The sequence below is a fragment of the Amycolatopsis sp. NBRC 101858 genome (genome assembly GCF_030269325.1).
GTDB lineage: Bacteria > Actinomycetota > Actinomycetes > Mycobacteriales > Pseudonocardiaceae > Amycolatopsis > Amycolatopsis ponsaeliensis.
Genome location: NZ_BSTD01000008.1, coordinates 502,368 through 519,923, shown reverse-complemented (window position 1 = coordinate 519,923; position 17,556 = coordinate 502,368). Strand labels below are relative to the sequence as shown.

Genomic DNA, 17,556 nt, shown 5'->3' with positions numbered 1-17,556 from the left:
TATCGTGAACGTGTCGCAACAGTTCGAGAAAGGAACACAGACATGCGTAGGCAACGACACCCCTTCGCTCACGAACGTGGGCGCGCATCATTCGGCCCCTTCGGCGGCTTCGGCGAGTTCCCCCCGGGCTTCGGTCCCGGTGGCGGACGCGGCCGGGGTCACGGACCGGGCAGGCGGGGTCACGGTGGACGGCGCAGCCGCCGCGGTGACGTCCGCGCCGCGATCCTGGCGCTGCTCGCCGAGCAGCCCCGGCACGGCTACGAGATCATCCGCGAAATCGGCGAGCGCTCCGGCGGCTTCTGGCGGCCGAGCCCCGGCTCGGTCTACCCGACGCTGCAGCTGCTGGCCGACGAAGGCCTGGTCATCAGCAAGGACGAGCACGGCAAGAAGCTCTTCGAGCTGACCGACGCCGGCCGCACCGCCGCGGAGGAGCAGGACAGCACCCCGCCGTGGGAGCAGATCGCGCAGGACGTCGACGCGTCCGAGGTCGGGCTCGCCAAGGCGGGCAAGAACCTCGCCGCCGCCGTCGTGCAGATCATGCGCGCGGGCACCGAGAGCCAGCAGGCCCGCGCGGCCGAGGTGCTCAACGACGCCCGGCGCTCGCTCTACGGCATCCTCGGCGAGGACGAGGACGAGTCGTCGGCTCCTTCGGAAGAAGCAGCCGAGTGACCTGGCAGGACGAGGCCGGTGGGCTTGACCCGCGTGTGGACGCGGTAGCCCACCGGCAGCGTCAGGTCGCGCTCGCGATTCCCATTACGCTGCACCGACTCCGCGATCGCCTGTTCGGCGACCCGCTTGCTGAACTCGATCTTCAGCACCGCTTCGAGGTCTCGCGCCGTCTCGAACCGCCACTCGGTGGCGACCCGGCGGCAGCCGAACCCGTCCCGGGCGAAGAACCGTTCGACGGCGCCCGGGTCGTAGTGCGGTAGGTCGGCGCGCATCCAGGAGCCGTAGGGCTCGCTGGTCGCGTCGAGGTCGACGATCAGGAACACTCCGCCCGGCCGCAGCACCCGCTCGGCCTCGGCCAGCCCCGGCTCGCAGCCGGGCCCGAAGAAGTAGGCCGTGCGCGCGTGGACGACGTCGACGCTCGCGCTGCGGACCGGCAGCCGCTGGGCCCGGCCCAGCTTGATGTCCACGTTCGACAGACCCTTCACCCGCTCCAGCGCGCTTCGCACGAGCGGCTCGTGGGGCTCCACCCCGAGCACGGACCGCGCGTCGCGGGCGAAGCGCGGCAGGTGGAACCCGTCGCCGCAGCCGACGTCCAGCACGTCCTGGCCGGCCCAGTCGCCCTCTTCGCGGAGCACGCGCCAGATCTCGCCGCCGCTGTCCTGCGCCCGGTTCTCCAGCTCGTAATCGGCCTGGTAGTACCAGATGTTCGGACTCGGCACGACCTCCGCGCGCCGGGACGACCACCGCACCGTTGCTCCTTTCGGGGCCTTCACCCGCCGACAGTGATTCACCGGCGGCGAATTCTTGGCGGAAACCTTACGGATCACGCATAGAATTCGGTGGGTCTCGGGAGGAGCACCCATGGCGATCGACCCGTCCACCACGTCGTCCCCGGTCCCGGCCGGAATTCCGTGCTGGATCGAGCTGGCCTGCCGCGAACAGGCCGTGGCGGAGAGATTCTACGGGGCCCTCTTCGGCTGGACGTACGACACTCAGCGCGACCCGGCGACGTCCGACGGCCGGTACGCCATCGCGACGCTCAACACCGTCCCGGTCGGCGGCCTCTACCGCGCCGCCCAGGGCGCGCCGCTGGGCTGGATGCCGCACCTGTCCGTGCCGCACACCGCGAGCGCGGCCGAATGGGTGGAGCACCTCGGCGGGCAGCTGACGCTCGGGCCGATGCCGATCCCGCAGCGCGGCACGATCCTGCACGCCTACGACGCGTGCGGCGCGCCGGTGGTGTTCTGGGAGGTGCCGCCGGACTGGGAGTTCGTCACCGGGATCCCCAACACCTTCAGCGGCGCGGACCTCAACACCCACGACGGCGTCGCGGCGGATCACTTCTACACCAAGCTGTTCACCTACGGGAGCCACCAGATCGGCGACGGCGAGTCGCTCGACTACGTCGAATGGCTCATCGAGCACGAGCCGGTGCTGTACCGGTACGTGATGGGCTCGGAGTACAGCCTGGACACCCCGCCGCACTGGCTCGTCTACTTCGACATCGACCCGGCCCGCGGCGTCGACGCCGTTGCCGGGGAAGCGCTGATGAACGGCGGCACCGTCGTGATCCAGCCCTACGACACGCCGTTCGGCCGGATGTCGATCCTCGCCGACCCCGAGGGCGCGGTCTTCGCGGTGATCGACCACTCGCGCGTCTCCGAGGACTGGGGCCGCGCCGAGGTCGACGACCCCTACGACGACTGACGCCCGGCGAACGCGAGCCCCGCGACGAGCGCGTACCCGCCCGCCACCAGCCACATCCCGGTGGCGGGCAGCAGCGCGCCGACGAGCGCGACCCCGATCGCGCCGCCGGTCTGGCGCGACGCGTTGAGCACGCCCGCGGCCAGCCCGGCCTTGCCCGGCAAGGAGTTCATCGCCAGCGACGTCATCGCGGGCATGGCCAGCGAGCAGCAGCCGAACACGACCGAGACCACGACGAACGGCACGAGCGCGCGATCCGCGGGCAGCAAGGCGAAGCCCACCGAACCGGCCAGGCCCGCCAGCGCGCCCGCGACCATCGGGACGCGCGGGCCGGAGCGCCCGGTCAGGCGGCCGCTGAAGAACGCGTTGAGCCCGACCACCAGCGTCAGCGGCACCAGGGCGAGCCCGGCGGCGAGCGCACCGAGCGACCAGGCGCGCTGCAGGTACAGCGCGAGGCAGAAAAGCGTGCCGTAGAGGCAGAAGTTGAACAGGCCGCCGATCCCGGTCGCCACGGCGAAGTTCCGGATCTTCAGGATCCCGAGCGGCAGCACGGGTTCCCCGACGCGCTTCTCGACCGCCACGAACACCGCGCCCGCCACCACTCCCCCGGCCATCAGCGCGAGGGTCCCGGGCGCGAGCCAGCCGGCGTGCCCGGACTCGATGAACCCGGCGACGAGCCCCGCGAGCGACGCCGTGCCCGTCACCTGCCCGGCCAGATCCAGGCGGGTGGCGGCGTGGCGCGGCGGTTCCGCGACCGCGCGGCGCGTCAGCACGATCGCGACGACGCCGACCGGGATGTTGACCGCGAAGACGAGCCGCCAGTCGGCGAGGCCGACGGCGAGCCCGCCGAGCATCGGCCCGGCGGCGAGCCCGACCCCGCTCATGCCGCCCCACACGCCGAGGGCGCGCGCTCGCTCCCGCGCGTCCGGGAACTGGTGGACGATCAGCGCGAGCGACGACGGCAGCAGCGCGGCGGCCCCCGCACCCTGCACGGCCCGCGCCGTGATCAGCCAAGCCGTGTCCCCGGCGAGCGCGCAGCCGATGCTCGCGAGGACGAAGACGGCGACGCCCGCTTCGAAGACGCGTCGCGAACCCCACCGGTCACCGGCGGCGCCCCAGGTGAGCAGGAAGGCGGCGAGCGTGACGGTGTAGGCGTCGACGACCCACTGCAGCGCGGCGGTCGACGGTTCGCCGAAGTCGGCGCCGATCGCGGGCAGGGCCAGGTTCACGATGGTCGCGTCGAGCGTGATCATCACGAAGCCCAGGCAGACGGCGGTCAGCGCCAGTTTCGCCGGGGCGCGGGTTTCGGTGGGCATGCCCCCGAGTGAAACCCGCCGAAGCTTCGGTGGTCCACGAACCTTTGCCTACGTCTGGTAGGCGGAGGCTCCCACCGCAGGTCAGCCCAGCGGGACGAACGCCGAGAGCAGGAGCCACGACACGACCGCCGAAGGCAGCAGGGAGTCGAGGCGGTCCATGATCCCGCCGTGCCCGGGCAGCAGCGTGCCCATGTCCTTGACGCCGAGGTCTCGCTTGATCAGCGACTCGACCAGGTCGCCGAGGGTCGCGGTCAGCACGATCGCGACGCCGAAGATCACGCCCTGCCAGACGTGGCCGTCGAGCAGCAGGCTGAGGGTCAGCGCGCCGGCCACGACGCCGCCGACCAGCGAACCGCCGAAGCCTTCCCAGGTCTTCTTCGGGCTGATGGTGGGCGCCATCGGGTGCTTGCCGCCGAGCACGCCGGCGATGTAGCCGCCGGTGTCCGACGCGACGACGCCGATCAGGAACGTCAGGACCCGCCCGACGCCGTCCGACGGAGGCACGAGCATCGCCGCGAAGGCGCCGAAGAGCGGCAGGTAGGCGGCCGCGAACACCGACGCGCTGATGTCGCGCAGGTAGCCCTTCGCGCCGCCGGGCAGGCGCCAGAGCAGGCAGGCGAGCACGGTGAGGACGAACGCCGTGAGCGCGCCTTCCCGGCCGAACGGCCAGGCGAGCCAGATCATCGCCTGCCCGCCGACGAGCACCGGGATCATCGCGACCCGCGTGTCGGCGACCCGGCGCAGCACCCCGGCGAACTCGAAGGTGCCGACCGCGATCGCGATCGCGATGATCCCGATGAACAGGAAGCGCACGGTGAGCAGGGAGACGATGATCGCGGCCCCGAGCAGCAGCCCGACACCGATGGCCGCAGGCAGGTTCCGGCCGGCCTTGGAGGCTTTCTTGGCCTCGGGAGCCGGGACAGCCGCCCCGGCACTTCCGGCGGCCGACAACCGGTCGGCTTCACCCGTTCCCGAGGCATCCGCCGCAGCTCCGGCAGCCGACAACCGGTCAGCGTCGCCCGTTCCCGTGGGCCCCGGCGTCTCCGCCGCGGCAGTTCCGGCAGCCGACAACCGGTCAGCGTCGCCCGTTCCCAAGGCATCCGGCGTCTCCGCGGGAGCTCCGGCGGCCGACAACCGACCCGCCTCGCCGTTGCCCGAGGCCTCCGGCACAACCGGCGTCGCCCCGTTCGCGGAACCCGAGGTTGCCGGAGCGCCCTCCGGCGCGGTCGTTCCCGGGAACTCCGGCGTGGCCGGAGTGCCGGCCTCGGCCGCCCCGGGCGTGGCCGCCGGTTGATCTCCGGTGGCTTCCACCCGGTCCTCGCGTTCCTCGCTCACCTGTGCCATCAGACCTCGAGCAGCTCGGCTTCCTTGTGCTTGACCAGCTCGTCGACCTTGTGCGAGTAGGTGTCGGTGAGGTTCTGCAGTTCCTTCTCCGCGCGCACGACCTCGTCCTCGCCCGCTTCGCCGTCCTTGCCGATGCGGTCGAGCTCTTCCTTGGCCTTGCGGCGGATGCTGCGGATGGTCACCCGGGCGTCCTCGCCCTTGCTCTTGGCGACCTTGACCATCTCCTTGCGCCGCTCCTCGGTGAGCTGCGGGATGACGATCCGGATCACGTTGCCGTCGTTGCTCGGGTTGACCCCGAGGTCGGACTCGCGGATCGCCTTCTCGATGGCGTTGAGCTGCGACTGGTCGTAAGGCTTGATCAACGCCATCCGGGCTTCCGGCACGTTCACGCTGGCCAGCTGGTTCAGCGGGGTCGGCGCGCCGTAGTAGTCGACCACGATGCGCGAAAACATCGACGAGGTGGCGCGGCCCGTGCGGACCGACGTCAGATCGTCCTTCGCGACGGACACCGCTTTTTCCATCTTCTCCTCGGCATCGAGGAGGGTCTCGTCGATCACGGCTACTCCCGTTGTTGTGATGGGTGGCGCTGCGGTTGATCCCAGCAGGTCTAGGCCGGCACCCCGTCGGCGGGGGTACTGACCAACGTGCCGATTCTTTCACCACTCACCGCGCGGGCGATGTTCCCCTCGGTGAGCAGGTTGAACACGATGATCGGCATGTTGTTGTCCATGCAGAGGCTGAACGCCGTGGCGTCGGCGACCTTGAGGTCCCGCTCCAGCACCTCGCGGTGGGTGATCTCGCGGAACATCTCGGCGGTCGGGTCGGCCTTCGGGTCCGCGGTGTAGACGCCGTCGACGGCCTTGGCCATCAGCACGGCCTCGCAGCCCAGCTCGAGCGCCCGCTGCGCCGCCGCGGTGTCGGTGGAGAAGTACGGCATGCCGACCCCGGCGCCGAAGATCACGACGCGCCCCTTCTCCAGGTGCCGCTCGGCGCGGCGCGGGATGTAGGGCTCGGCGACCTGGCCCATCGTGATGGCGGTCTGCACGCGGGTGGGCAGGCCTTCCTTCTCCAGGAAGTCCTGCAGCGCCAGGCAGTTCATCACGGTGCCCAGCATCGCCATGTAGTCGGCGCGGTCGCGGTCCATGCCGCGCTGCGAAAGCTCCGCGCCGCGGAAGTAGTTGCCGCCGCCGATCACGACCGCGACCTGGACGCCGGTGCGGGCGACGTCGGCGATCTGCTGCGCGACCGAGTGGACGACATCCGGATCGACGCCGATCGAACCACCGCCGAACATTTCGCCGCCCAGCTTCAGCAGCACCCGCCGGTAGCCACCTTCGACCCGGTCACCCATCTATGTCGCCTCCTAGGCCCCTCGACCCTTGTTCCCTATCTAGACCTGACAGTGCCCCGTCCCCGATGGACGGAGACGGGGCACTGGGGGTGAAACCTACGCCCGGACCTGGCCTCAGGCCTGGCCGACCTCGAAGCGCGCGAACTTCGTGATCGTCACGCCCGCCGCGTCGAGCAGAGCCTTGACGGTCTTCTTGTTGTCCTTGACCGACGGCTGCTCGAGCAGCACGTTGTCCTTGTAGTACGCGTTGACCTTGCCCTCGATGATCTTCGGGAAGGCCTGCTCCGGCTTGCCCTCTTCACGAGCGGTCTTCTCCGCGATGGAGCGCTCGTTCTCGACGATCTCGGCGGGCACCTCGTCGCGGGTCAGGTACTTGGCGCGCAGCGCGGCGACCTGCATGGCGGCGGCGCGGGCGGCCTCGGTGTCGTCACCGGTGAACTCGATGAGCACACCGACGGCCGGCGGCAGGTCCGAGCCGCGGCGGTGCAGGTAGTTCGTGGTCTGGCCCTCGAAGGACACGACGCGGCGCAGTTCGAGCTTCTCGCCGATGCGGGCGGACAGCTCCTGCACGACCTCGTTGACCGTCTTGCCGTCCAGCTCGGCGCCCTTGAGGGCGTCCACGTCGCTGGTCTTGACGGTCTTCGCGACCTCGACGATCTTCGCGGCGAGCGCCTGGAAGTCGGCGTTCTTCGCGACGAAGTCCGTCTCGGAGTCGAGCTCGATCAGGACGCCGCCGTCGCCGGCGACGAGGCCTTCGGCGGTGGCGCGCTCGGCGCGCTTGCCGACGTCCTTGGCGCCCTTGATCCGGAGGAACTCGACGGCCTTGTCGAAGTCGCCGTCGTTCTCCTCCATCGCCTTCTTGCAGTCCATGAAGCCGGCGCCGGTCATCTCGCGCAGGCGCTTCACGTCAGCGGCGGTGTAGTTCGCCATTCTGCTAAATCCGTCCTTTTCAGGTACGTGAAATCCTTGGGGGGAGCTACGTCCGTGCGGCCGGGGGCGAACCCGGCCGCACGGACGCGGTTGCATCAGGAGGAGGCGGTGGCCTGCTCGGCGGGAACCTCGGCCGGCGTCTCGACCGGCGCGTCGACGGCCGCGGCCGCCTCGGTCGCGTCGGCGGCGGCGGTCTCGGAGCCGGCGAGCAGCTCCTTCTCCCACTCGGCCAGCGGCTCGTCGGTGGCGACACCCGGCTCCGGCTTGGAGTCGGCCGAAGCACCGTTGCGGCTGGACCGCTGCATCAGACCGGCGGCCGCGGCCTCGGCGACGACCTTGGTCAGCAGCGCGGCCGAGCGGATCGCGTCGTCGTTGCCCGGGATCGGGTAGTCGACCTCGTCCGGGTCGCAGTTGGTGTCCAGGATCGCGACGACCGGGATGTTCAGCTTGCGAGCCTCGCCGACGGCGATGTGCTCCTTCTTCGTGTCGACGATCCACACGATGCTCGGCACCTTGGCCATGTCGCGGATACCGCCGAGGGTCTTCTCGAGCTTGTCCTTCTCGCGGGTCAGCGTCAGGATCTCGCGCTTGGTGAGACCCTCGAAGCCGCCGGTCTGCTCACGCGACTCGAGCTCCTTGAGGCGGAGAAGACGCTTGTGCACGGTCTGGAAGTTGGTCAGCATGCCGCCGAGCCAGCGCTGGTTCACGTAGGGCATGCCCACGCGCGAGGCTTCGGCCGCGATGGCTTCCTGAGCCTGCTTCTTGGTGCCGACGAACATGATCGTGCCACCGTGCGCGACGGTTTCCTTGATGAACTCGAACGCGCGGTCGATGTAGGTCAGCGTCTGCTGCAGGTCGATGATGTAGATGCCGTTGCGCTCGGTGAAGATGTAGCGCTTCATCTTCGGGTTCCACCGACGGGTCTGGTGCCCGAAGTGCACGCCGCTGTCGAGCAGCTGCTTCATGGTGACGACGGCCATTGCCGGAATCAACCTCTTCTGTGTAGTGCGCGCTCGCGGCGGTTCACCGCTGACGCGCTGCTCGGTTTTGTCGCTCGCGGCCGGGTGGCCGCTCGCCCTGGTGCCCGTGGCGGTGTCCGGACCCTGAGGAGTGAGGAGCCCCAGGGACCGCCGGACATCGTGCGACTCGCCGGCGACTTTCTGCCGGGGATCGCGCACGTGCACGCGAAGTCAGCCCGCTCACGCGGACCGCGGAAAAGATTCTACCCCCTGCCACCAGCCCCTCCCCCACCGGCGGCCGCGGACCGGCGGAGTTGTCCACATCGGGTCCGGTTATCCACAGATTCGGCATCGGCTCCCCAACGGGCTCCGCGGTGCCGCAGGCTGAAGTCATGGAGTCGATCAAGGAGTTCCGGCACCGGATGACGGGCCGTGGGTTGGTCGTGATCGCGCTGGTCACGGCCGCTTTCGTGCTGCTCGGCGGCGCGTGGGCTTCGACGCCGGCGACGGGTGGGCGGGCAGCTGGGCCGGGCGTGGCAGACGGTGGCGGGCCGGCCCGATCAGGTGCGATTGCGGAGCCTGGGCTGGGGATGACTGCGGCCTGGGCACGCCTTGGCCGACCACCGGCGCCACCGCCACAGCCGGGCAGCCTCGGGCCACCACAGTCAGGCGACCTCGGGCAACCATGGTCGGGCGATCTCGGGCCATCACAGACGGGCGATCTCGGGCAACCATGGTCGGCCGATCTCGAGCCGCCATCGTCGGGCAGCCTCGGGCCACCACCGGCGGGTTGGGCGAGCCTCGAGCCTGCAGCATCGTCCGAATCGGCGATATCCCTCCGGCCGACCACGCGCGCGGCGGATCCTCGCCCATCCGAGCCCGCCGAACACGCGACGGCCGGCCTGCCGTCGGCCGTGCGGCAGGCGCGGCTGTCCTGGCCGTTGTCACCCGTTCCGGTGGTTACCAAGTACTTCGACGCGCCGGAAACGCCCTACGGCCCCGGGCACCGCGGCGTCGACCTGGCCGCCGTGCCCGGGCAGGAGGTGCTGGCCGCCGATGCCGGCGTGGTCGTCTTCGCCGGGCTCGTGGCCGGGCGGCCCGTGCTCTCCGTCGACCACGACGGCGGCCTGCGCACCACCTACGAGCCCGTCGAGCCCAAGGTGGCCGTCGGGGAGCAGGTCTACCGGGGGCAGGTGCTCGGGACTGTCCTCGCCGGGCATCCCGGCTGCGCGATCGCCGCGTGCCTGCACTGGGGCGTGCGGCGGGGCGACGAGTACGTCGATCCCCTCGCCCTGACCGGTGAGGTCGGCGAGTTCCGGCTCAAGCCGTGGGGAGGTGGTCCCTGATCAGGCGCCGGTCTGCTCGACCAGCTTGGCGCGCAGCCGCATGACCGCCCGCGTGTGCAGCTGGCTGACCCGCGACTCGGTGACGCCGAGGACCTTGCCGATCTCGGCGAGCGTCAGGCTCTCGAAGTAGTAGAGGCTGACCACGATCTTGTCGCGCTCGGTCAGCTGCGCGATGGCTTGCGCGAGCTGCCGGCGGTTGTCCTGGTCGACGAGCACCGCGACCGGGTCGACGGCGTCGTCGTCGGGCAACGTGTCGACCAGCGAACCGCTGTCCTTGCCCGCGGCCACCAGGTCCTCCAGCGCGACGACGCTGGTCAGCTGCAGCTGGCCGTAGAAGTCGCGCAGGTCGTCGAGGCCGATGCCGAGCTCGGCGGCGAGCTCCGCGTCGGTGGGGGTGCGGTTCAGGCGGGCGCCGAGGCGCTCCATCGCCCGCTCGGCCTCCTTGGCCTTGCTGCGGACGGCGCGCGGCACCCAGTCCTGCGAACGGAGGTCGTCGAGGATCGCGCCGCGGATGCGCTGCATCGCGTACGTCTCGAAGCGCAGGCCGCGCTCGGGGTCGAACTTCTCGATCGCGTCGACGAGCCCGAAGATGCCGGACTGCACGAGGTCGCCCACGTCGACGTGGGTCGGCAGGCCGGTGCCGACCCGGCCGGCGACGTACTTGACCAGCGGGGCGTAGTGCAGCACGAGCCGATCGCGCGACGCCTGGTCGGGGCTGTCGGCGAACTGCCGCCACAGCGCCGCGATCCCGGCGTCGACGTCGTAACCGGCCCGCGCTTCGGCGGGCACGGCGGCGTCACCGCGAGTGGTCACTCCGGTGGCGTCGGTCACGTGCGGGCCTGCGGTCATTGCACAGTCGTTCTCGGCATGCGGCTCAGTGTCGTCTCCGTGCTCGTGCGGATGCGCGTGCGCCGCCGGGCCCGCTGGTGACGACCCCGGCGAGGCTCCCCGGGCCGCCTCAGGCCCTGGGGTGCGCTCGGTCATGGATCGCTTTCAACCGGTCGACGGTCACATGAGTGTAGAGCTGCGTCGTGGCAAGCGTAGCGTGACCAAGCAGTTCCTGAACGCTCCTGAGATCGGCACCCCCCTCCAGCAGATGCGTCGCGGCCGAATGTCGCAGGCCATGGGGCCCCATGTCGGCCGCTCCGGGCACCGCCGTGACGGCGTCGTGCACGACACGCCGGACCGCGCGCGGGTCGAGGCGTTTCCCCCGCACTCCGAGGAAAAGCGCGGGCTCGACGCCCTCACCGGCGGTTTCCGCGACGATCTTCGGCCGCCCCTCGGTGATCCAGTCGTCCAGCGCTTCCGCCGCCGGGACGCCGAACGGCACGACGCGTTCCTTGCCGCCCTTGCCGAGCACCGTCACGACACGACGGGAGAAATCGGCCCCGCCGACGTCCAACCCGCACAACTCGGACACGCGGATGCCAGTCGCGTAGAGCAGCTCGACGATCGCGCGATCACGCAGTGCGACAGGATCGCGTTGCGCCGCGCCGGCCGCCGACGCCCGCATGACCTCCCCCGCCTGCCCGGCGCGCAGCACCCCGGGCAGGGTGCGGTGCGCCCGCGGCGCGGCGAGCCGCCCACCGGGGTCCGTGGCGAGGACGCCGGTGCGGTGCGCCCAGGCGGTGAACGTCCGCGCCGAGGCCGCGCGCCGCGCGAGCGTCGTCCGGCTCGCCCCGCCGGCCTGCTGGGCGGCGAGCCACGCCCGCAGCCGGGCGAGGTCCAGCTCGGTGAGCCCGCCACCGCCATCCACGACGAACCCCAGCAGCGAAACCACATCGCCGACGTAGGCCCGGACGGTGTGCGCGGACAGCCCCCGCTCCAGCCCGAGGTGCCGTTCGTAGCCGGTGACGGCGGCCCGGACCGGCTCGGGCAGCGCGGCCCGGAGCGCGCGCAGGTCCGGGCGGCGCCCCTGACCGGAGCGTGATGGCGGCGGCATGGCTGTCACGCTGCGCGAACAACCGCCATCGGTCAAGGATCGCCACGCGGGCCCACCGGACCGGCCGAACACTTTCGACGATTTCGCCGGGATTTCGTGGTCTTCACGCGCTTTGCCTCCGTCGTCGCCACCCCGCTTCCCCGCGGACCGCGAATCCGTCGATCTCCAGCGCGGGCAGCAGAGCCCGCACTTTCCGCAGCGGGAGCCCGGATTCGGCCGCGATTTCGATGTCCGACCGGTCGGTGCGCGCGGCCAAGGCTTCGTACGTCCGCAGCGCGTCGGGGCCCAGCCGGTCGGTGGGGCGTTTCGGCCGGGCGGCCTGGTCCTCGGCGATGCCGAAGCGGCCCACGGTCTCGAGGACCTCGTCGACGGTCGAGACGAGCGTCGCCCGCGAGTCGCGGATCAGTTCGTGGCAGCCGACGGACATCCCGGACGAGACGGGGCCCGGCACCGCCATCACCACCTTCCCGAGGGCGCCGGCGGTGCTCGCGGTGTTGCGCGCACCGCTTCGACGCCCGGCCTCGACGACCAGGGTGCCCTCGGTGAGGGCGGCGATGAGCCGGTTGCGGACGAGGAAGCGGTGCCGGGCCGGCGGCGTGCCGGGCGGGTATTCGCTGACGACCGCGCCACCGTTGCGGACGATCCGGTTCAGCAGCCCGACGTGCCCCGCCGGATAGCCCGCATCGACGGCGCAGCCGAGCACCGCAACGGTGACCCCTTCGGCGGCGAGCGCACCGCGGTGGGCGGCGCCGTCGATGCCGTAGGCAGCGCCCGAGAACACCGGAACGCCCCGGGCGGCGAGGCCGTACGAGAGTTCGGCCGCGTGGTGTTCGCCGTACTCGGTGGCCGCCCGAGCCCCGACCACGGCGACGGCCCGATCGGCAGCGGTGCCGAGCGCGACGTCGCCGGAAACCCAGAGCGCGAGCGGAGGCACGGCTTCGGAAACGCCGCGCTGAGCCGCGAGATCGAGGGCGAGCAGCGGCCAGGCGGGCCACTCGTCGTCCTCGGGAACAACCAGCCGAGCACCAGCGACGGCGGCGCGCGAGAAGTCCTGGTCGACGAGGTCGTACCCGCGGCGCGCTTCGGTCGCCTTGAGCACCTCGGGCGGGCAGTCGCCCCGGCGGACCCGGACGGCTGCGTCGACCGGACCGTGTCGGGCCACGAAGGCGACCAGTGCGGGGGCAGGGGGTTCGGCGACTCGCAGGAGGTAGGCACGGGCTCGACGCAACTCGTCGGGGCTCACGCGTTCGGCTGGGGGCACCGCTCGCCGCTCGCCAGGGCTCGTGCCGCCGCCTGCCGCAGCTGGCTGCTCCTTACCCTGCACTTCCGGGCCTGCACCGCTGCCCGGAGCCAGCGAGGGCGCCGAGCGCTGCTCATCCGGGCCGGTGTTGCCACCCGCAGTCAGTGGGTGCGCCGGACGCAATTCGTCCGGGCTCGTGCTGCTGCCCGCAGCCTCCGGCCGCGACTCACGCTGCTCATCCGGACTCGCATCCCTGCCTGCGGCCAGTGGGTGCGCAGGACGCTGCTCACCCGAGCCGGTGGCGCTGCCCGGAGCCGGTCGGTGCGCGGGACGGTGCTCGTCCGGGCTCGTTCCGCTCTCTGGGGCCGGCGGTGCGGGGCGCTGGTTGTCGGGGGTCATGCTGCTACTCGCTCTCGGAAAGCCAGGGCCGAGGCGACTTGGTCTGGGCCTGGGCGTTGCTCGCCGTCCAGGTCGGCCAGGGTCCAGGCGATGCGTAAGCAGCGGTCTGCTCCGCGGCCGCTCAACGCACCTCGGTCCATTGCCCGGTCCAGTAACTGCGTTGCGTTGGCCGGGAGGGTGAACTCGCGCCGCAGGGCCGGGCCCGGGACCTCCGAGTTCGATCGCCAGCCGTGGGCCTGCCAGCGGTGGGCTGCGCGGTCTCGGGCCTGCAGGACTCGGGTGCGGACCGCCTCCGACGGCTCCGTTGCTCCGGTGTCGTGGGCGTTGATCGCGCTCAACGGCCGTAGGCGGACGCGGAGGTCGACGCGGTCCAGCAGCGGGCCGGACAGGCGGCCGAGATAGCGGCGGCGGGCCGTTGGCGAGCACACGCAGTCGGCTTCCTTCGGGGGTGCGCACGCGCACGGGTTCGTCGCCAGGATCAGCTGGAACCGCGCCGGGTACGTGATCGCGCCCTTGACCCGGGCGATGCGGACTTCGCCCTCTTCGAGGACCGTGCGCAGCGACTCCAGGCGCTGGCCGCCGAACTCGCAGACCTCGTCGAGGAACAGGACGCCGCGGTGGGCTCGGCTGATCGCGCCCGGGGTGGCCAGGCCGCTGCCGCCGCCGATCAGTGCCGCCACCGTGATCGAGTGGTGCGGGGCCACGAACGGCGGCACTGTGACCAAGGGCGACGACTTCGACAGCGAGCCGTCGACCGAGTGCACCGCCGTCACCTCCAAGGATTCTTCGTGCGACAAGCGCGGCAGCAGACCGGGCAAGCGGCGCGCGAGCATCGTCTTGCCGACGCCCGGTGGGCCGGTGAGCAGGAGGTGGTGCCCGCCCGCCGCCGCGACCTCCAGCGCCCAGCGCGCCTCAGGCTGGCCGATGACGTCGGCCAGGTCCGGCACCGCCGGTGGGGCCGGCGGCACCTGGGGCTCCGGTGGCACCAGCTCGGCTTCCTTCTTCAGCCACGCCACCAGATCGCGCAGGTGAGCCGCGCCCGCGACGTCGATGCCGTCCACCAGCCCCGCCTCGACCAGCGACTCCGCCGGGACGACGGCTCGTTCGTAGCCGGCCGCGCGGGCGGCCAGCAGACCCGGGAGGATGCCGCGGACCGGGCGGACGCGGCCGTCGAGCGCCAGCTCGCCCAGCAGCACCGTGCCGAGCAGCCGCGTCGCCGGGACCGATCCCGTCGCCGCGAGCACCGCGGCCGCGATGCCGAGGTCGTACGCCGAGCCGACCTTCGGGAGGTTCGCCGGGGACAAGCCGAGCGTCACCTTGCCGTCCGGCCAGGACTGGCCCGAGTTGCGGACGGCCGAGCGGACGCGGTCCTTGGCTTCGCGCAGCCCCGCGTCGGGGAGGCCGACCAGGGTGACGCGGCTCAGCCCACCGCCGAGGTCGGCCTCGATCTCGATGACACGGCCGTCGATGCCGAGCAAAGCGACACTCCACGCTTTGGCGATAGGCATCAGAACGCCGCCTCGATGTGCTGGACGCGGGGGCGGGTTCCCGGCTCGGCGAGGATCGTCACGACGTCGTAGCGGACCGGGCACCAGCCGATGCGGAACTCGCGCAGCCAGCGTTGACCCGCTCGGCGCACCCGGCCCGCCTTCTCCTCCGAGACCGTCTCCGACGGCAGGCCGAACTCGGTGCCGGTGCGGGTCTTGACCTCGCAGAAGACCACGCGGGTGCGGTCGGTGAAGATGAGGTCGATCTCGCCTTCGCGGCAGCGCCAGTTGCGGCCGAGCAGGACGAGGCCGCGGTCCTGCAGGTGCCGGGCGGCGAGGTCTTCGCCCCACGCACCCAGGTCGCGGCGGTGTCTTGCGAGCTGGTCGGTGCCCGTCATCTTCGCCCCCTCGTCGACACGCTGGTCACCGGGGCGATCCCAGCGATCACGGTGCGTGTGCGTTCGACGATGCCAGCGCACGACGCGGCGAAACCAGGCCGAAATCGCCGCTCTGTGGACAACCGGGGGTATGTGGACAACTCGGTCCACCGAACACGAAGAAAGCGCCGAACCGTCGGCCCGTTGTGCTACGGCCCGAAAAGATCACGCAAAAGCACCGCGCCGGCTCGTCCAAGACGAACCGGCGCGGTGGAAGACCGGATCAGCCCGAGAACGGGCCGTCTTCGGGCAGCCGGAGGTCCGGCTTGTCGAGCTCCTCGACGTTGACGTCCTTGAACGTGATGACGCGGACGTGCTTGACGAAGCGGGCCGGGCGGTACATGTCCCAGACCCACGCGTCGGACATGCGGACCTCGAAGTACACCTCGCCGCCACCGTCGCGGACCTGGACGTCGACCGCGTTCGCCAGGTAGAACCGCCGCTCGGTCTCCACCACGTACGAGAACTGGCCGACTATGTCGCGGTACTCGCGGTACAGCGAGAGCTCCATCTCGGTCTCGTACTTCTCGAGATCCTCTGCGCTCATGAAATCCGCGCCCCTCCTCGGGATCGTGCTGCTGCTCCGCCGGCGGAGCGTTCATTGTGACCCACACCCGCTGCCGGGGCATGCAGCGGCAGGCTGAGTTGTGGCTCGAGGGCCTCGTCGAGCACCGCGGCGAGCTCCGCCCCGGCTCCGGCGTCCATGGCCTTTTCCAGTGCCGCGTAGGTCAGCAGGACCGGCCGCGCGGGGCGCACGCCGTGCTTGATGGCCACCGTCGCGACGTTCGTGTACGACCACCGGTGGACGTCGCTGGGACCGTGTTCGCGCAGCGCCGCCAAGTGCTCTGACGTGCTGTAACCCTTGTGCACGTCGAAACCGTAGTGCGGGAAGTCGTCGTGGTGACCCGCCATGATGCGGTCGCGCGTCACCTTCGCCAGCACCGACGCGGCCGCGATGCACGCCACCGAACGGTCGCCCTTGATCACCGCCGCGTTCGGGGCCGTCAGGCCCGGCACCCGGAAGCCGTCGGTGAGGATGTAGCCCGGGGACACGCGCAGCGCCGCCGCGGCGCGCCGCATGCCCTCGAGGTTCATCACCCGGATGCCGTAGCGGTCGACCTCCGCGGTCGGGATGACGATCACGGAGTAGTCGACGGCTCGGGCGAGGACCAGGTCGTAGACCCGGTCGCGCGCCTTGGCCGTCATCAGCTTGGAGTCCGTCAGCTCGGTGAGCTTCGCCGCGTCGCCCTGCTTGAGCACGCAGGCCGCGACCACCAGCGGCCCCGCGCACGCTCCGGCGCCGGCTTCGTCCACACCGGCGACCGGGCCGAGGCCACGGCGGTCGAGCGCGCCCTGCAGACCCCAGAAGAGGTCGCCGCGCACCACGGCCCGCGGCGGCCGGATCGGCTCGGCCGCGGCGAGGGGAACGGGAAGAGTCAAGGCTGGATCACCCGTCTGCCGGCACGGATCGGGGTGGCTAGCGTTTCCGCCCGGCCGCCCGGCGCAGTCCGGACTTGAGCTTGCGCCCGACGAAGAGCGCCGGCCAGGCCGCCGCGATACCGGCACCGAGCGGGATCCCGCTCTGCCACGCCGGCGCGCCGAGCGCCACCGGCTGGGCGCCTTCTTGCGGGTTGTGGTCGGTGATCCCGCCCCACCGGCCCGGCGGCAGGACGATGATCCGCGCCTTGCCGATGATGTTGTCCACGGGCACCGCGCCGTTCACGCCGCCGCCGCCCTGGAACCGGGAGTCGTCGGAGTTGTTGCGGTTGTCGCCCATGACCCAGACGGTCCCGGCCGGGACCTTGACCGGCTCGAAAGCGCGCTCGTTCTGGTTGGACGGGTCTTCCCAGTGGACGTACGGCTCGTCGAGCCCCTTGCCGTCCACGACGACCCGGCCCTCCGTGTCGCAGCACTGGACGGTCTGGCCGCCGACCGCGATCACGCGCTTGACGAAGTCGCGCTCGTCCGGCGGGGCGAACCCGACCAGCGAGCCGAGACCACGCAGCCCGCGGACGACGATGTTGCTCGACTCCTGCGGCGGGATCTCGTTGTTGACCCACGCCGGCGGACCCTTGAACACGATCACGTCACCCGGCGAGGGCTCGGTGAAGTCGTAGGTGACCCGGTCGACGAGGATCCGGTCTCCGGTGCACCCGGGGCAGCCGTGCAGGGTGGCCTCCATCGATCCCGAGGGGATCATGAAGACCTTCGCGAGGAACGTCTGGATCAGGATCGTGAGCACCAGGGCGATCACGAGCAGGATCGGCAGTTCCTTCCAGAACGACCGTTTCTTGGCGGGTTTGGCACGCCGCCGCCGGGATCCCCCACGCTCCTCGGAGCGGGACCGCCTCGGCTGGTCCTCCTCGGAGCGATCGGGGTCATCCTCAGGAGCGTTCTGGGACACGGGTTCGGCCACGTCGTCAGGCTACCGG

The 17,556-nt window shown here is 71.4% G+C and carries 18 protein-coding genes; 3 read left to right on the top strand and 15 right to left on the bottom strand.

Annotation, left to right across the window (positions count from 1 at the left end; translation table 11 throughout):
• Positions 1-42: 42 nt before the first annotated feature.
• Positions 43-669: a PadR family transcriptional regulator gene (locus QSK39_RS49585; RefSeq protein ID WP_285484810.1), complete on the top strand. Its 627-nt coding sequence runs from the start codon at positions 43-45 to the stop codon at positions 667-669.
• On the opposite strand, the gene QSK39_RS49580 is transcribed toward QSK39_RS49585, so the two are convergent.
• A complete protein-coding gene (locus tag QSK39_RS49580) occupies positions 606-1,418 on the bottom strand; it encodes a class I SAM-dependent methyltransferase (protein ID WP_285484809.1) in 813 nt (270 codons plus the stop codon). The genes QSK39_RS49585 and QSK39_RS49580 overlap by 64 nt on opposite strands.
• A gap of 112 nt (positions 1,419-1,530) precedes the next feature.
• Between QSK39_RS49580 and QSK39_RS49575 the strand changes: the two genes are divergently transcribed.
• Entirely contained in the window at positions 1,531-2,376 is an 846-nt protein-coding gene (locus QSK39_RS49575; RefSeq protein ID WP_285484808.1) for a VOC family protein, read from the top strand.
• Here the strand turns inward: QSK39_RS49575 and QSK39_RS49570 are convergent.
• From QSK39_RS49570 to rpsB, 6 genes are all read right to left on the bottom strand, one after another.
• Positions 2,364-3,689 carry an MFS transporter gene (locus tag QSK39_RS49570; RefSeq protein ID WP_285484807.1) on the bottom strand — a complete coding sequence of 442 codons (1,326 nt, stop codon included), beginning with the start codon at positions 3,687-3,689 and terminating at the stop codon, positions 2,364-2,366. The genes QSK39_RS49575 and QSK39_RS49570 overlap by 13 nt on opposite strands.
• Positions 3,690-3,770: 81 nt before the next feature.
• The gene (locus tag QSK39_RS49565; protein WP_285484979.1) at positions 3,771-4,640 is read right to left on the bottom strand and encodes a phosphatidate cytidylyltransferase; all 870 of its coding nucleotides are present in this window, start codon (positions 4,638-4,640) and stop codon (positions 3,771-3,773) included.
• Between the two features lie 392 nt (positions 4,641-5,032).
• Positions 5,033-5,590 carry a ribosome recycling factor gene (gene frr, locus QSK39_RS49560; protein ID WP_285484806.1) on the bottom strand — a complete coding sequence of 186 codons (558 nt, stop codon included), beginning with the start codon at positions 5,588-5,590 and terminating at the stop codon, positions 5,033-5,035.
• 50 nt (positions 5,591-5,640) lie between these two features.
• Positions 5,641-6,384 carry a UMP kinase gene (pyrH, locus tag QSK39_RS49555; RefSeq protein ID WP_003065595.1) on the bottom strand — a complete coding sequence of 248 codons (744 nt, stop codon included), beginning with the start codon at positions 6,382-6,384 and terminating at the stop codon, positions 5,641-5,643.
• Positions 6,385-6,498: 114 nt separating this feature from the next.
• A complete protein-coding gene (tsf, locus tag QSK39_RS49550; RefSeq protein ID WP_285484805.1) occupies positions 6,499-7,314 on the bottom strand; it encodes a translation elongation factor Ts in 816 nt (271 codons plus the stop codon).
• A gap of 95 nt (positions 7,315-7,409) precedes the next feature.
• Positions 7,410-8,294, bottom strand: a complete 885-nt coding sequence (gene rpsB, locus QSK39_RS49545; RefSeq protein WP_285484804.1) for a 30S ribosomal protein S2 — start codon at positions 8,292-8,294, stop codon at positions 7,410-7,412.
• A gap of 935 nt (positions 8,295-9,229) precedes the next feature.
• Between rpsB and QSK39_RS49540 the strand changes: the two genes are divergently transcribed.
• Positions 9,230-9,619: a M23 family metallopeptidase gene (locus QSK39_RS49540; RefSeq protein WP_502873381.1), complete on the top strand. Its 390-nt coding sequence runs from the start codon at positions 9,230-9,232 to the stop codon at positions 9,617-9,619.
• Here QSK39_RS49540 and QSK39_RS49535 read toward each other — a convergent pair whose 3' ends face one another.
• The 8 genes from QSK39_RS49535 to lepB all read right to left on the bottom strand — a co-directional run bounded on the left by QSK39_RS49535 (position 9,620) and on the right by lepB (position 17,540).
• Entirely contained in the window at positions 9,620-10,468 is an 849-nt protein-coding gene (locus QSK39_RS49535) for a FliA/WhiG family RNA polymerase sigma factor (protein WP_285484803.1), read from the bottom strand.
• Positions 10,469-10,577: 109 nt separating this feature from the next.
• Entirely contained in the window at positions 10,578-11,561 is a 984-nt protein-coding gene (locus QSK39_RS49530) for a tyrosine recombinase XerC (protein ID WP_285484802.1), read from the bottom strand.
• Positions 11,562-11,664: 103 nt separating this feature from the next.
• Complete coding sequence (gene dprA, locus QSK39_RS49525) at positions 11,665-12,804, bottom strand: DNA-processing protein DprA (protein ID WP_285484801.1); 1,140 nt, start codon at positions 12,802-12,804, stop codon at positions 11,665-11,667.
• Between the two features lie 392 nt (positions 12,805-13,196).
• Positions 13,197-14,708 carry a YifB family Mg chelatase-like AAA ATPase gene (locus QSK39_RS49520; RefSeq protein ID WP_285484800.1) on the bottom strand — a complete coding sequence of 504 codons (1,512 nt, stop codon included), beginning with the start codon at positions 14,706-14,708 and terminating at the stop codon, positions 13,197-13,199.
• Positions 14,708-15,085, bottom strand: coding sequence for a YraN family protein (locus QSK39_RS49515; protein WP_285484799.1), 378 nt, complete (start codon positions 15,083-15,085; stop codon positions 14,708-14,710). The genes QSK39_RS49520 and QSK39_RS49515 overlap by 1 nt, the downstream gene beginning before the upstream one ends.
• A gap of 262 nt (positions 15,086-15,347) precedes the next feature.
• A complete protein-coding gene (locus tag QSK39_RS49510) occupies positions 15,348-15,671 on the bottom strand; it encodes a DUF2469 domain-containing protein (RefSeq protein ID WP_003096226.1) in 324 nt (107 codons plus the stop codon).
• Positions 15,668-16,510: a ribonuclease HII gene (locus tag QSK39_RS49505; RefSeq protein ID WP_285484977.1), complete on the bottom strand. Its 843-nt coding sequence runs from the start codon at positions 16,508-16,510 to the stop codon at positions 15,668-15,670. Before QSK39_RS49505 ends, QSK39_RS49510 begins: the two co-directional genes overlap by 4 nt.
• Positions 16,511-16,601: 91 nt before the next feature.
• Positions 16,602-17,540, bottom strand: a complete 939-nt coding sequence (gene lepB, locus QSK39_RS49500) for a signal peptidase I (RefSeq protein WP_285484798.1) — start codon at positions 17,538-17,540, stop codon at positions 16,602-16,604.
• Between the last annotated feature and the right edge of the window lie 16 nt (positions 17,541-17,556).